This is a genomic window from Aquimarina longa SW024 (assembly GCF_001401755.1).
Classification (GTDB): Bacteria; Bacteroidota; Bacteroidia; order Flavobacteriales; family Flavobacteriaceae; genus Aquimarina; species Aquimarina longa.
The window spans coordinates 228,746-242,936 of sequence record NZ_KQ474103.1 but is presented as its reverse complement, the minus strand read 5'-3'; the positions used below and the strand labels follow the sequence as shown (position 1 = coordinate 242,936).

Below are 14,191 nucleotides of genomic sequence, written 5' to 3'. Positions count from 1 at the left end.
ATATGGAAACAGAAAACAAAAAGATTTTGCTAGTAGAAGATGATCCGAACTTTGGAACAGTTTTAAAAGATTATCTAATAATGAACGATTATAATGTTGTTCATGCTAAGAATGGCATGGAAGGCTTCGAGAAATTCAAAAAAGATGACTATGATATGTGTATTCTTGATGTCATGATGCCTTATAAAGATGGATTTACACTAGCAAAAGAGATAAGGGAAAAAAATGAAGAAATACCAATTATCTTTTTAACTGCAAAAGCAATGAAAGAAGATGTACTGAAAGGTTATAAAGTAGGAGCAGATGATTATCTTAATAAACCTTTTGATAGTGAAGTGTTACTGATGAAAATTCAAGCTATTATGCAGCGAAAGAATACAGAATCAGTTGCAGATAGTAAACAATTTGAGTTTAGAATTGGAGGTTTTCATTTAAATTCAAAACTTCGTTTTTTAACATATAAAGACGAAGAAGCAATTAAATTATCTCCAAAAGAAAATGAACTCCTTCGTTTACTAGCATTACATCTTAATGATTTAATGCCAAGAGAACTGGCTTTGACAAAGATATGGAGAGATGATAACTATTTTACATCACGTAGTATGGATGTTTATATCGCTAAGCTTAGAAAGTATCTTAAAAAAGATGAGAGTGTTGAAATTTTAAACATTCATGGAGAAGGTTTTAGGTTGGTTGTAAGGAGTGAGGACTAAAAACTAAAGATAAAATAGTATAACGGTAACTACTGATTCTTGTAAAAACTCATTGTAATACAGCTATACACCGTATTATAGTGAGTTTTTTCTAATATATGTAATGATCGGATCAATGGTTTCTTTATAATCAAACCATTGAACCTCCTTATCTTTTCTAAACCAAGTAAGTTGCCTTTTTGCAAAACGTCTGGTATTTTTTTTGATTTCAGAGATTGCAAAATCTAAATCCCATTCCTTATCTAGGGATTTAAATATTTCTTTGTACCCTACCGTATTTAGTGCATTTAGTGACTTATACATATATAGACTTTCTACCTCATCTATCAAACCTTGTTGAATCATTATGTCTACCCTTCTATTTATCCTATCATAAATAATCGCTCTTTCTGCAGTCATCCCAATTTTAATACTATTAAATGGTCGTTGTTTTTGAGGTCTATTTAAAAAAGATGAATAAGGCATTCCAGTTCCAATAGATACTTCGATAGCTCTCATTACTCTATGAGGGTTATTCAGATCTACTTTTTGATAATATATAGGATCTACTTTTTTTAACTGTAATTGTAGCTGCTCAATCCCATTATTGGTATACTCCTCCTGAAGTTGTTTTCTGATCTGTATATCAATTTCTGGAAAATGATCTAATCCTTTGGTAATGGCATCTATATACAATCCAGAACCTCCAACAAGAATAGCATAATTATTATTTTTAAATAACACATTTAATTTATCCAAAGCATCTTTTTCAAAATTTCCTACAGTATACTCTTCTTTAACACTTATATGCTGGATAAAATGATGTTGGGCTTCTGATAGCTCATCGATAGAAGGGGCAGCAGTACCAATACTCATTTCTTTATAAAATTGTCTACTATCTGCAGAAACTATTTCACAGTCAAAATGTTTTGCAAGCTGAATACTTAAGCTAGTTTTACCAATCGCAGTTGGTCCTATAATTACGATTAAATTTTTATTCATTGCGCAAGTCTTCACCACATTTATGACAGAATTTAGCATCATCAGGATGCATGGTCTCATTACAATGACTACATGCCTGGGTATTTAAATGAATTTTTTTATCCTCATGGTGTGCATATTCTGCACTAACAATACCGGTAGGTACAGCAATAATACCATATCCCATAATCATAATAATTGCAGCAATAAACTGACCTAATGGGGTGACTGGTGCAATATCTCCATACCCTACAGTAGTTAGCGTTACAATACACCAATATACACTTATGGGTATGCTTTTAAATCCACTATTTTCACCTTCTATAATATACATAACAGTACCCATGATTATACATAAAACCAATACAGCAAATAGAAATACTAGTATTTTTGCTCTACTATCTTTTATTGCTTTAGTCAATTTATTGGATTCGCCAATATAACGAGAGATTTTTAAAATTCTAAATACACGAAGTAATCGTAATGCTCTGACAGCAAGTAATGCACTTGTACCTGTTATAAAGAATGATAAATATAGTGGCAAAGTAGATAAAAGATCAATTAATCCATAAAAACTAAATATATAAGAAGAAGATTTTTTTATAGAGATAATTCGAGTGATATATTCTAAAGTAAAAAATATGGTAATGATCCATTCTGCATAATACAATAATACATATATGTTTGTAGGTAATCCTTTTACGCTTTCTATCATTACACAAACAATACTTAATACAATAAGAATAAGTAAGATGATATCAAATAGCTTCCCTGCTGGAGTATCTGCCTCATAAATAATACTATGTAATCTCTCTTTCCAGGTTTTATAGGTTGAATTATTGCTCACACTTCTTGATTTTGAATAAAAATACTAAAAAAACACATTATCTTTTTACAGTTATAATTGTATTGTTCTCGATCTCTACAACAAGGTTTAATAATTCTTTTAACGTACTATAGTATTCTGTTGGATAATATGAAGAATTGAATGCTATTCTATGAGATATAGTAAGTTTATTTTTGTTTCTGCTAAATTTAGTGCTTACACTTCCTAAATTATTAGGAATCGTATAGTTTGAATTTTTTGGAATATCTACAAAATTATAATCTAAGGGTAATTCGATAGAAATATAATAGGTATACGAATCTTTATAACCAAAATCTACAGGGTAGGTTCTTTCATTTAACTTGAAAGGGTTTTCTTTAAAAAAAGGTTTAGTAAATGGTTTTATATATATAAGATCATCGATTACTTCAGGAGATTTGATAAAATCAAATTCTTCTTCATAATTCTTATTGGGATCATTTTCATTTTTAATAGCGATGTCTGTTATACTAATATCTTCACTTTGTTTTTTTATTTGATCTAAAAACTTTTTTTTATTGAATTGATCTAATTCTTTTCGTTTAAAATAGCTATGATAACCTGTTAGTATATGTTTTGCATATCCATTTAATTTTAGATTTTTAGTAAGTTTTAATTTTTCTTTATAAAAAAAAGAAGAACTTTCTCTAGGAGTAATACTAATCCACGAACTACCATTTTTAAAATCTAATAATCTACCATCTTGATTTAAACACCTAAAAGGAATATCACCAAATTTTAGGTTTTTTTCTGTAGCATCTAATAAAAAAGGTTTTTTGTCTATAGATAGCTGTACAATTAAATAATTAAAATCAGAGATTATGGGGTGAATCTTTGTAATATAGCCATTATCTCTAGTTGATAATATTACAGGGTGAACATTAAATTTTTGTTGCTTTAGTACATTATGTAATAGTATATTTATTTCAGAGGAATTGCCTGTTTTGTTTTCAATTACCTTATTTATATTACCTTCTTTAAAAATCTGATTTTTTTTATTCCAACTATAATTGTTAGTAATATATCGGTAAATAGCTTTGGCTTTAGAAATGTTATTAGGCATTAATTTTATACTATCAGGAAGAACTTTTTTAGTAAGGTTTATTTTTTTTAACTGAACTCCAATAGTTATTTCTTTTTCTAATTTATAATCAACATTTTTCCAAGTTTTTGTATACTTTTTTTTCTTACCATCGAACCCCGTAAACTCTTTGAGTTCATATTTTATACGAGAAAAATAATTACCTTTAGTAGTCATGTATTTTTCTTTTTTAAAAGCAGGTATGTTTCTCATCGTATATACACCATGTGCACAATCAGCATACCCCAAGCTAGATATTTCTAAGCAATTTTTTTTAATAGATGATTCATTAGTTTCTAGCTTTAAAGTTCCTATTAGTCTTGTATTATATATATAGTTACCAGGAAGATCTGCCGTAAATTCACTATACATTTTTGGAATATCGTCCTGAAAATCCCAGCCATTAAAATTATACATAAAAGGAGATTCTGTTTGATATTTATAGGTAAGTACCGAACCTGGTTTTAAATTAGGGAATGTGAATTTTATAAGGGTATAATTTTCATCATACTTCTCTTTATATATTTGGTCATCATTTACTTTGTTTTTTATGATTTCTCCATTTTCTATTGTATAAGTATGTGCAACAAGTTTTTTAAGTAATTCTTTATTACCTTTATTTTTGTACAAAAAGATTTTGACAACTGCTTTGTTGTACCCTTGCTCGTTTAATATTTTTATTTTAGCCTCGTAATCTGTTAATAGATTGTAGTTTCCTCCATTTTGTACTCTGCTATATCCTTTTTCATATATGAAAAATGCATTAGCGGTAGTGTCTTTCTTATAAGTTGAACCTTTTAAGTCAGCAATACTAACAATCATATTTTTGCTATTATAAGTTTCCTGAGCAGTAATATGTATAGTTAATATTAAAAATAATAATAAGAATATAAAGTTATTCATTTTTTGAAGGTTTGATAATTTTTAATTTTTTGTGTGTGCGAAGATAGCTTTGTATAATATGTTTCGCATCTCTATTATGTGTCATAGGAGTAATGATAGAATGTAAAATATCTATGTTACTAATTTGATGATTTAGATTAAAATATCCTATACCGATAAAGATCCCATTTTCTACGAGTATAACACTGTGTTCATCAATTGTCCTTCCTTGGTCTACGATGATCATATCTTGATTTTGAAAAGAAGCATTAGAGATCAATTTTTGTGCACGAGTATTATACTCTTCTATAGATTCTATGTTGATGCATGCCCCAGAACACTGTTTTAAAGTATAATTGAAACAATTACTTTTTCCGTTATCTAATCCCATTAACTTTTGACACAACTGATACTTTTCTGTCCACCGGTACATAAAAGATTTGGCTTGTTGTCTGTTTGTAAAGGTGGTAATATTTTTCTTTCTGTGATCAGCTTTTTCAACTTTAAAATTAATGTACCCATTATCATCTGTGAATTGGTATAAGGCTTGATCAAATTTTGTTTTGCGTAAAGCTCTATTATATTTTGGCTTATGGAGTTTTATTTCTTCACTTTCTTTTAATAATGCTAAAAGCTCGCTTCCTGTAATCTCATAGGTTACACTAGCAACTTCTTCTTGTATTCTTTTGGATTTTCTGTTATCACTAGTGAAATGTTGATTGAGTCGTTTTTTTATGTTTTTACTTTTTCCAATATATATGATTGCTCCATCCTCGCGATGCATATAGTATACTCCAGTTGCTATAGGCGCACTCTCGATCATGCTAAGAAGTTTACTATCAATTTGCCGTTTAACTTCTGTACGTACAGTATCAGTAATGATTGTTTTTTCTACATCTTTTGACAGTAAGAGTTTAAATAACTTTACAGTTGCTAGGGCATCGCCATTAGCTCTATGCCTATCAGAAAGAGGAATACCAAGTGCACGCACTAATTTACCTAAGCTATACGATTGTTGATCTGGGATCAATTTCTTAGAAAGCTCTACAGTACATAAGGATTGTCGCTTAAACTCAAACCCTAATCGAGAGAATTCTGTTCTTAAAATTCGATAGTCAAAGCTAGCATTGTGTGCTACTATCACGCAATCCGTTGTGATTTCTACAATTCTTTTAGCTACTTCATAAAACTTAGGAGCATTACGAAGCATTTGATTGTTTATTCCGGTAAGATTAACAACAAATGGTTGTATGGGTTTTTCGGGATTAATAAGACTTATAAATTGATCTACTACATTATGTCCATCAAATCTATATATAGCAATTTCAGTAATTCCTTCTTCATTATATTTACCTCCAGTAGTTTCAATATCTAAAATTGCATACATATATTAATCTGTGTAGCTATTATGTTTTTAATTTTATTAGTTTATTCCCAATAATTATGTGTTAGAGAACCTATTATGGTTTTAAAATAATTTAAAACCATAGATTTTAGTGCCTACATTTTTTTAAGCTTTATAATAGAACTCTGACATAAGGTTATGGCTATCCATAATTTCTAGCTCCAAAGATAGCACTTCCTACTCTAATCATTGTACTGCCACATTCAATAGCCATTTTATAATCACCACTCATACCTATTGATAGGGTTGTTAACTGCGGATATTTTAATTTTAGTTTTTCGGAGAAAGCTGCAATTTTATGAAACTCATTTTGTATTTGTTGTTGATCATTGGTAAAAGTAGCCATACCCATTACCCCTTGTATGTGTATATTAGTTAAATTTTTAACTTCTTCACTATTTAATAAAGTAAGTGCATCTTGTTCTGTTAGTCCAAACTTGCTCTCTTCTTCAGCAATTTTGATTTGCAATAAACAATTAATAGTTCTGGTGTGTTTTTTAGCTTGTTTATCAATTTCTTTAAGTAATTTGTAACTATCTACTGCATGGATTAGATCTACAAAAGGAGCCATATATTTTACCTTATTGGTTTGCACATGTCCAATCATGTGCCAACTAATATCTTTTGGCATGGTGTCCCATTTTTCACTCATTTCCTGAATTTTATTTTCTCCAAAAATACGTTGACCAGCTTCATAAGCGTCCATGAGGTCGGCAATAGGCTTGGTTTTGGATACGGCTACTAGGGTAACTCCTTCAGGAATTGTTGTTTGTATATGGTGAAGATTTCTTTTTATATCATTCATAAGATATAAAGATATTTAAAAAATTAGTATTCAGGTTAAAGAACGGGGATTAAGGGCTTACGTCTCAAAACTCATAAATCGTGATTCCGCTTCTTAGTTTAGGTTCGATATAGGTACTTTTTGGAGGCATGGTTAATCCTTCATCTGCAATTTTTTTGATTTGTTCTACAGATGCAGGAAAAAGACCAAAGCCTACTTTATATTCCTGACTATCTACTAGACTTTTTACATGTGCAATACCATTTTTGCCATGAGAGTAGTCGATACGAGTATCTGTACGTAGATCTTCTATATTTAAGATAGGGTTTAAGACTGTTTTATATAGAATTTGCGCATCTAGTTCATCAAGCGCATCTGTAAATTTATATATAGTTTTTCTAAGATATAATGAATAAAACTCTCCATCGAGGTACATACTAAAATGATGTTTTTTAGATGGGGTATAGGCTTCAATTCCTCTGTTTTCGATACGAAACCATTCATCTAACTGAATTAAAAATTCTTCTTTGGTTAACCCACTAAGGTTTTTAATTAATCGATTGAACTCATAAATTTTTAAATCAGATTCGGGAATCAGATAACTCATAAAAAAATTGTAGGCTTCACTATCGTTATGTTTAGTGTTATTAGCTTTTAAATCTTCGTATAAAAGGTATGACGATGCAGAACGATGATGTCCATCTGCAATATATATGGTCTGTATGGAAGCAAAAGTTTTCTGAATTTCAGTAATAGATTCTTTATTAGCTATTTTCCAAAGGTAATGTGTGTCTCGATTGGTTGTTGTAAACTCATATTCTGCTCTCATTTTGATCGTATCCGAAACAATTTTTGTGATCGTATCATTATCAGGGTAGGTAAGCAATACAGGTTCGGCATTAAAACCTACTGTTTTTAGGTATTCTTTAAATGTGTTTTCGCGATATCGTATCGTATCTTCATGTTTTTTGATCACATCATTTTTATAATCTTCTGCACTAGCAGCTGCTATAATTCCACAAAATGATTCTTGTTCGCGATTTACAATCTTGTAAATATAATAACAAGCACTATCATCCTGCATAAAGATTTCGTCTTCTTTAAACTCTAAGTACCGATTCCGAACCAACTTATAGCGTTCTACTCCTGATATTTCTTTTTGATATTTATATCCTGGGTTTACAATATGTAAGAAAGAGTAGGGGTTGTAATCCATACGTGAGTCTCTCTCAAAAGGAGTGTAGCTCTGATAGGATCTAGAGGCTACTAAACTGACTTTATCTCGTGTTGGTCGGATTGCTTTAAATGGATTAATCTTAGCCATTAATTATTATTTATAAATTCAGTAGGGTTTACATATCCCGATGTGTTCTCTGAGTATCCTCCACCAATATCCATAAGGATATGATCTCTTATCTCTAGATGTAAATGAGCATAATATATACCATTAGCATTGCCGATGGTACCTATCTGAGCTCCTTTTTTTATAAAAGTATTTTCTGCTACCAGTATAGTATCACAATGTGCATATACAGATTCATAGTATTGCCCTTTATATTGATGTATAATTCTTATCACATTACCCCAGCCTCCTTTGATATCTTTGGCAAAAAAAATATATCCATTAGCAATAGCGTAGATGGGATCTCTTAGATCGGTATTACCACCTCCAACACCATTCCAATCATCTCCTAAATGGTTATTTTCTGTAAACTTCTGTGCGTTATAATATCCTTTTCCATTGGGTTTTCCTACGGGGTAATCAAACTCATAGGCTATAAAATCAGGATTTTTTGTAAATAGTGTAGGGTACTTCTGATACTGATCCTGAGTAGTAGTGGTATCTTGTATGACAGTTTTTGGGTGATTTATTCTTAAAGCACCTTTTTGCTGGTCTTTTTTACAAGAAATACATACAAAAAACAAGATTAGTATCAGAAGTTTAGACATATTATTGCGTAGCTATATTATAATTATGTTGCCTATTGAAATTGTTTTGATACAATCTCAGCTTTTCTGTTCTCTGAGTAGTCATAGAATCCTTCACCACTTTTTACACCTAGTTTACCTGCCATTACCATATTTACTAATAGAGGGCAAGGAGCATATTTTTGGTTTTTAAATCCTTCATACATTACATTAAGAATAGATAAACAAACATCGAGACCGATAAAATCTGCTAATTGTAATGGTCCCATAGGGTGTGCCATTCCTAGTTTCATAACCGTATCTATTTCTGATACCCCTGCTACGCCATTGTATAATGTTTCTATAGATTCATTGATCATGGGCATTAGAATACGATTGGCTACAAATCCAGGGTAATCGTTAACTTCTACAGGTACTTTACCTAATGTTTTAGACAACTCCATGATGGTATTGGTAACTTCATCACTGGTAGTGTACCCTCTTATAATTTCTACCAATTTCATGATTGGTACAGGGTTCATAAAGTGCATTCCTATCACCATCTCAGGGCGATTGGTCACTGCGGCTATCTGAGTAATAGATATTGATGAGGTGTTAGAGGCTAAAATGGTATGATCAGCGCATAATTCACTAAGCTCTTTAAATATATTAAGCTTTAGTGCTACATTTTCGGTAGCAGCTTCGACTACAAGCTCAGCATATTCAACACCTTCTTTAATCGTTGTAAAAGTAGAGATATTACCCAGTGTAGCCTCTTTATCAGCTTCGGATATTTTCTCTTTAGCAATCATCCGATCCAGGTTCTTGGTGATTGTAGCAATACCTTTATCTAAGGATTGCTGAGAAATATCTATAAGTTGTACTTTAAAACCTTTTTGAGCAAAAGTATGTGCAATACCATTACCCATGGTTCCTGCACCGATTACTGCAATGTTTTTCATAATGATTAGATATGTTTTGTTTGTTTAATGTAGTGTGCGAATTCTTCGTATTAATGTGTAAAACAGTCAATGATTTTTAATGCGACTTCTAATGCTTTTTTTCCTTGTTCTAATGATACAATAGGGGTGGTGTCATTCTGTATTGCTATAGCAAATGTATCTAATTCATCTAGTATAGCATTATTAGATGGTACATCGGGATTATCAAAATAGATTTGTTTTTTAATCCCTTCAGCATTTTGCAAAATCATGGCAAAATCATCGGGAGTTTCTGGAGCGTCTTTCATTTTGACAACTTCACATTTTTTTTCGAAAAAATCAATAGAGATATATGCATCTCGCTGAAAAAATCTAGATTTTCTCATATTTTTAAGCGAGATCCTACTTGCTGTAAGATTTGCTACACATCCATTCTCGAACTCTATTCTTGCATTGGCAATATCAGGAGTTTCGCTAATTACAGAAACACCACTAGCACTAATGTGTTTTACCTCTGAGTGTACAACACTTAATATAGCATCGATATCATGGATCATAAGATCTAGTACTACAGGAACATCTGTACCTCTGGGATTAAACTCTGCTAGTCTATGGGCTTCTATAAACATAGGGGTTTCAATCTTACTTGCTACAGCAGTATAGGCAGGGTTAAAACGCTCTACATGACCCACCTGCCCCTTTACCTTATAGGTGTTTGCCAACTCGATAAGCTCTTTGGCTTCTGCTACAGTATTGGTAATAGGTTTTTCTATAAATATATGTTTACCCGCTTGTATCGCTTGTTTTGCAACTTCAAAATGTGCAAAGGTTGGCGTAACAATATCTACAACGTCTACGGCATCTATTAATTCTTCGATAGAGTTGAATAGTTGGTATCCAAATTCTTTGACTATAGAGGCTGCTTGATCAGTATTCGTATCGTAGAACCCAATAAGGTCATAGTTTTCTGATTGTTGTAGAAGGCGTAAATGGATTTTACCAAGGTGTCCCGCACCGATTACTCCAGCTTTGAGCATAGTTTATGATTTTACACAAAAATAGTATTATTTATAAATTTTAAATCTTAATTAATATTAAAAAGTAAAACTTTACTGTAGAACTTGTTTCGACTTTTTATCGATAGGATATAAAAACGAATTCTAAATCCTGTTTTTTTTATACGTATATGGTGTATGCTGCTGATTTAGATATATGCATAATTAAGGATAACAAGTTTTTATCTGAGCACCTTAATTATAATATTCTAAGTGGTAAATATTTGGATCAAAACCAAATTATTGTAGTTATACAACTATTCTAGTTATGTTTTGATAATGTTACCTTCTTTGATGTATCAATTGTACTGCTTTTGTCTGCCAAATTTTTTATTGCTACCCACTTCTATAAGTACCCTTACCTACTAAAGAAATACCACTGGGTACTCCAACTGTTAAAGCTTGCTGCACGTTTGTCAGTTGGGGTACTTCATTACTAGGGGATTGGCGTAAGTTTATCAGTTTACCCACTTGGTAGTGTTGTATGACCTACTGTAGTACTATGTCATCTTGCTTATTTTGTACCTCATCTCGTCTTTTTTGTTATCTAGCCTAATTTTTTAAATCTTAGTTGTAGGTAAGCTATACTGTTTATTAAAGTGTTAATTCGAGTGATTTTTTAGAATAAAATAAAGAAGAACTGTATTGATAATAGCTTTTTTTATAAGGAAAAATCCTGATTTAATAGATTTAATCATCTTCACTTCTTGTGAGTTTTGTACATAGGCAAGTGCTTTTTCTCTACTTCCTATTTTTGCTTATACATTATTACTTTTTTACCATTCTACAGGTACTGTTATTCGTTCTCCTAGTTTTTTACCATCTAAAAACTGTATAGAAATACTATCGTTTTTCGTTAGTTTTTCAAATAATTCTGCATGTTTTTGCTTAAACTCAGTTACCGTACCGATATGTAACGTGTCTTTGTTTTCTGATAGCATTTTTTCTATATAAGACTTAAACTGATCTTGGGTTACCTTTGTTGAATCTAATCTATACCATGAATAAATCACATAATTAGTGGTTTCTGAAGATTCAAGTATTTTGGTTTTATTGTTTTTTAGCTTAATCAATTTTTCTTTATCCAAAACATATATATCCTCCCCAACCCCTTCTCTATAAGGATGATAACTGTAATCAATATTAATGAAGATTTTTTTTCTGAATGAGTTATTATTTAGTGTTACTTCTATAGGTAAATTAATTCTAAATATTCTTCTGTATTTTTTATTAAGTCTGAGAATCACAGGATGGTTGGTATCAGATACTTTTATAACCTCTTTGCTACTGTTGCAACTCATCATAAAAACTATACTAAAAGAAAAGATAAGCTTATTCCTTTTACTCATTAACAAATATTGTTTCAATAGTATATTTATATCCATCTTTGTTTTTGTTAGGTATTTTTCTGTAAAGAACTTCTATCTCGGAAAAACCAGTATCTTCTACGTTATTTCGTTCAAATTTTTCAAGTTCCTCAAACGTTCTAAATTCTCCTTTTAGGATTTTATTAGCGGTTTCTTTAGAGAGAGCCATAAGTTCCCATTTACGGGCTTTGGTATGGCTATACGCATTTACAAATTGTCGTACCGCATTTAACCCTTTAGTTTTTGCAATCTCCAGTTCTTCTTCTATTGCCATATCCAACGCCTCGTCCCATTCTGCTTTTATAGGTTGTATCAGTATTCCTGCAACATCAAAGGCTAATGCTTAAAACTTAACGGGTATTTTAATTACTTCCCATCCTTGACCTTTTGGATTATCAAAATTAAATTTTATAGTATCATTTTTAGTAAGTTCTTTAAGTACCTTGGGATATTTAGACTTAAACTCATCGAGTGAACCAATCTCTATTATATTTTCATTAGAAATTAATAATTCATCTAAATATGATTGTAATGAATCCTGAATCCATTGAGTCTGTTCTATATAATGAGCAGAGGATATAACAAAATTAATGGGTTTACCCTTTGTAATAGGTATAATTTCATTACCCACACTTATAAGAGTCTGTTTTTCTTTTTTATATAAACTTACTCCTCCGCCATGTGTAGTGTTGCTATATTTATATCTTACTGATTCTAATTTTTGTTTACTTAAATAGGAATTATTAAAAATCTTTACTTCAACAGGAAGAAATAAATACCTTAATTGTTTTGTTTTTTGATTAAACCTTAGTTTAACAGGATAATCAACACTTGTTTGTGTTATTTCGATAGGGCTTTTAGTTCCTTGACAATTTAAAATGAATATACTACTTATTAATAGTATAAAAATATTTTTAATTTTCATTATGAAAAATGGTTTCAATTATATAGACTCTTTTATTTTCTTTTTGTACAGTTTTACAGAGTACATGTAGAAATACATTTTGTTCAGATTTTTCTCTTTGAAAATCGTCAACTTGCTTAAAATTTTCAAATTTACCTTGGAGCATTAAGTTTATAGTGTCATCAGACAATTCTATTATTTCATGTCTTGATTTTTTTCCATACGCAAACACCCAATTCTTTACAGCTTGTAACCCTTTAGTTTTTGCTATTTCGAGATCATGTTCTAATGAAGTTTCTAACGCCTCATCCCATTCTGCTTTTATAGGTTGTATCAGTATCCCTGCGATATCAATTATAACACCAATACTCTTAGGTAGAAATTATAAGTGTAAAAATGTACTACCATTCTACAGGCACTGTTATTCGTTCTCCTAGTTTTTTACCATCTAAAAACTGTATAGAAATACTATCGTTTTTCGTTAGTTTTTCAAATAATTCTGCATGTTTTTGCTTAAACACAGTTACCGTACCGATATGTAACGTGTCTTTGTTTTCTAATAGCATTTTTTCTACATAAGGTTTAAATTGTTGTTGAGTAGATTTTGTAGAATCTAATTTATGACTGGAATACATTATATAGTTATCAAAACTACCTGACCGAATTGATTTTTTTTTATTGTTTTTTATTTCAATCAATTTTTTATTGGTTTTCTTATATAAATACTCCATTATTCCCTTATTAGAACCATACTCATAATTGATAGTAACAAAATCTTTTTTTCGAGTTGAATTGTTTTTTAATTCAAGTTCAATAGGTATTTTAATTCTAAATATTTTTTCATGTTTTTTACTCAATTTAATTATTAGAGGATAGTTATTTGTATTTTGTTTTATGCTTATTACTTTTTTACTTCCATTACAAGCTATAAAAAAGATAAATACTGATACTATAAAGCAACTAATTTTTTTTACTTTTCCTTTACTCATCTACAAAAATTGTTTCGATTATATAAACTTGTTGTTCTCTATTCTTATTATAAATTTTTCGATATAATATTTGAATCCTTGTATCATTAGAAAATTCTAATTGATCTTCAAATCTTTTGAATTCTTCAAACGTTCTAAATTCTCCTTTTAGGATTTTATTAGCGGTTTCTTTAGAAACAGCCATAAGTTCCCATTTATGGGCTTTGGTATGGTTATAGGCATTTACAAATTGTCGTACCGCATTTAATCCTTTAGTTTTTGCAATCTCCAGTTCTTCTTCTATTGCCATATCCAACGCCTCGTCCCATTCTGCTTTTATAGGTTGTATCAGTATCCC

At 30.5% G+C, this 14,191-nt stretch carries 16 protein-coding genes; 1 reads left to right on the top strand and 15 read right to left on the bottom strand.

Annotated elements, in window-relative coordinates; translation table 11 throughout:
• Positions 1–2 precede the first annotated feature (2 nt).
• Complete coding sequence (locus N456_RS18790; protein ID WP_062060483.1) at positions 3–713, top strand: response regulator transcription factor; 711 nt, start codon at positions 3–5, stop codon at positions 711–713.
• 75 nt (positions 714–788) lie between these two features.
• Here the strand turns inward: N456_RS18790 and miaA are convergent, their stop codons facing one another.
• The 15 genes from miaA to N456_RS18715 form a co-directional block, all read right to left on the bottom strand.
• Complete coding sequence (gene miaA / locus N456_RS18785; RefSeq protein WP_062060480.1) at positions 789–1,694, bottom strand: tRNA (adenosine(37)-N6)-dimethylallyltransferase MiaA; 906 nt, start codon at positions 1,692–1,694, stop codon at positions 789–791.
• Positions 1,687–2,520 (bottom strand): ion transporter, encoded by an 834-nt coding sequence (locus N456_RS18780; RefSeq protein ID WP_062060478.1) that lies wholly within the window; start codon positions 2,518–2,520, stop codon positions 1,687–1,689. Before N456_RS18780 ends, miaA begins: the two co-directional genes overlap by 8 nt.
• A gap of 37 nt (positions 2,521–2,557) precedes the next feature.
• Positions 2,558–4,522 carry a DUF3857 domain-containing protein gene (locus tag N456_RS18775; RefSeq protein WP_062060476.1) on the bottom strand — a complete coding sequence of 655 codons (1,965 nt, stop codon included), beginning with the start codon at positions 4,520–4,522 and terminating at the stop codon, positions 2,558–2,560.
• Complete coding sequence (locus tag N456_RS18770) at positions 4,515–5,888, bottom strand: exonuclease domain-containing protein (protein WP_062060474.1); 1,374 nt, start codon at positions 5,886–5,888, stop codon at positions 4,515–4,517. The genes N456_RS18775 and N456_RS18770 overlap by 8 nt, the downstream gene beginning before the upstream one ends.
• Positions 5,889–6,048: 160 nt before the next feature.
• The gene (locus N456_RS18765) at positions 6,049–6,711 is read right to left on the bottom strand and encodes a YggS family pyridoxal phosphate-dependent enzyme (RefSeq protein ID WP_062060472.1); all 663 of its coding nucleotides are present in this window, start codon (positions 6,709–6,711) and stop codon (positions 6,049–6,051) included.
• Between the two features lie 64 nt (positions 6,712–6,775).
• Complete coding sequence (locus N456_RS18760) at positions 6,776–8,014, bottom strand: DUF1015 domain-containing protein (RefSeq protein WP_062060471.1); 1,239 nt, start codon at positions 8,012–8,014, stop codon at positions 6,776–6,778.
• Positions 8,014–8,640: a M23 family metallopeptidase gene (locus N456_RS18755; protein WP_062060469.1), complete on the bottom strand. Its 627-nt coding sequence runs from the start codon at positions 8,638–8,640 to the stop codon at positions 8,014–8,016. The genes N456_RS18760 and N456_RS18755 overlap by 1 nt, the downstream gene beginning before the upstream one ends.
• Before the next feature lie 32 nt (positions 8,641–8,672).
• Positions 8,673–9,560, bottom strand: coding sequence for a 3-hydroxybutyryl-CoA dehydrogenase (locus tag N456_RS18750; protein ID WP_062060467.1), 888 nt, complete (start codon positions 9,558–9,560; stop codon positions 8,673–8,675).
• Between the two features lie 50 nt (positions 9,561–9,610).
• The gene (locus N456_RS18745; RefSeq protein WP_062060465.1) at positions 9,611–10,576 is read right to left on the bottom strand and encodes a Gfo/Idh/MocA family protein; all 966 of its coding nucleotides are present in this window, start codon (positions 10,574–10,576) and stop codon (positions 9,611–9,613) included.
• Positions 10,577–10,930: 354 nt separating this feature from the next.
• Positions 10,931–11,065, bottom strand: a complete 135-nt coding sequence (locus tag N456_RS25200; protein WP_262482858.1) for a hypothetical protein — start codon at positions 11,063–11,065, stop codon at positions 10,931–10,933.
• 305 nt (positions 11,066–11,370) lie between these two features.
• Entirely contained in the window at positions 11,371–11,943 is a 573-nt protein-coding gene (locus N456_RS18740) for a hypothetical protein (protein WP_148639378.1), read from the bottom strand.
• Positions 11,936–12,235 (bottom strand): hypothetical protein, encoded by a 300-nt coding sequence (locus N456_RS18735; protein WP_062060461.1) that lies wholly within the window; start codon positions 12,233–12,235, stop codon positions 11,936–11,938. The genes N456_RS18740 and N456_RS18735 overlap by 8 nt, the downstream gene beginning before the upstream one ends.
• A gap of 69 nt (positions 12,236–12,304) precedes the next feature.
• Complete coding sequence (locus N456_RS18730; RefSeq protein WP_062060459.1) at positions 12,305–12,886, bottom strand: hypothetical protein; 582 nt, start codon at positions 12,884–12,886, stop codon at positions 12,305–12,307.
• Between the two features lie 380 nt (positions 12,887–13,266).
• Positions 13,267–13,854 carry a hypothetical protein gene (locus N456_RS18720; protein WP_062060455.1) on the bottom strand — a complete coding sequence of 196 codons (588 nt, stop codon included), beginning with the start codon at positions 13,852–13,854 and terminating at the stop codon, positions 13,267–13,269.
• Positions 13,847–14,143, bottom strand: coding sequence for a hypothetical protein (locus N456_RS18715; protein ID WP_062060453.1), 297 nt, complete (start codon positions 14,141–14,143; stop codon positions 13,847–13,849). Before N456_RS18715 ends, N456_RS18720 begins: the two co-directional genes overlap by 8 nt.
• Positions 14,144–14,191: the final 48 nt, after the last annotated feature.

Bases quoted from the DNA above. Each gene is read 5' to 3' on its own strand.
- N456_RS18790 (WP_062060483.1), top strand. From the start codon at position 3: ATGGAAACAGAAAACAAAAAGATTTTGCTAGTAGAAGATGATCCGAAC.
- miaA (WP_062060480.1), bottom strand. From the start codon at position 1,694: ATGAATAAAAATTTAATCGTAATTATAGGACCAACTGCGATTGGTAAA.
- N456_RS18775 (WP_062060476.1), bottom strand. From the start codon at position 4,522: ATGAATAACTTTATATTCTTATTATTATTTTTAATATTAACTATACAT.
- N456_RS18770 (WP_062060474.1), bottom strand. From the start codon at position 5,888: ATGTATGCAATTTTAGATATTGAAACTACTGGAGGTAAATATAATGAA.
- N456_RS18765 (WP_062060472.1), bottom strand. From the start codon at position 6,711: ATGAATGATATAAAAAGAAATCTTCACCATATACAAACAACAATTCCT.
- N456_RS18760 (WP_062060471.1), bottom strand. From the start codon at position 8,014: ATGGCTAAGATTAATCCATTTAAAGCAATCCGACCAACACGAGATAAA.
- N456_RS18755 (WP_062060469.1), bottom strand. From the start codon at position 8,640: ATGTCTAAACTTCTGATACTAATCTTGTTTTTTGTATGTATTTCTTGT.
- N456_RS18750 (WP_062060467.1), bottom strand. From the start codon at position 9,560: ATGAAAAACATTGCAGTAATCGGTGCAGGAACCATGGGTAATGGTATT.
- N456_RS18745 (WP_062060465.1), bottom strand. From the start codon at position 10,576: ATGCTCAAAGCTGGAGTAATCGGTGCGGGACACCTTGGTAAAATCCAT.
- N456_RS18740 (WP_148639378.1), bottom strand. From the start codon at position 11,943: ATGAGTAAAAGGAATAAGCTTATCTTTTCTTTTAGTATAGTTTTTATG.
- N456_RS18735 (WP_062060461.1), bottom strand. From the start codon at position 12,235: ATGGCAATAGAAGAAGAACTGGAGATTGCAAAAACTAAAGGGTTAAAT.
- N456_RS18730 (WP_062060459.1), bottom strand. From the start codon at position 12,886: ATGAAAATTAAAAATATTTTTATACTATTAATAAGTAGTATATTCATT.
- N456_RS18720 (WP_062060455.1), bottom strand. From the start codon at position 13,854: ATGAGTAAAGGAAAAGTAAAAAAAATTAGTTGCTTTATAGTATCAGTA.
- N456_RS18715 (WP_062060453.1), bottom strand. From the start codon at position 14,143: ATGGCAATAGAAGAAGAACTGGAGATTGCAAAAACTAAAGGATTAAAT.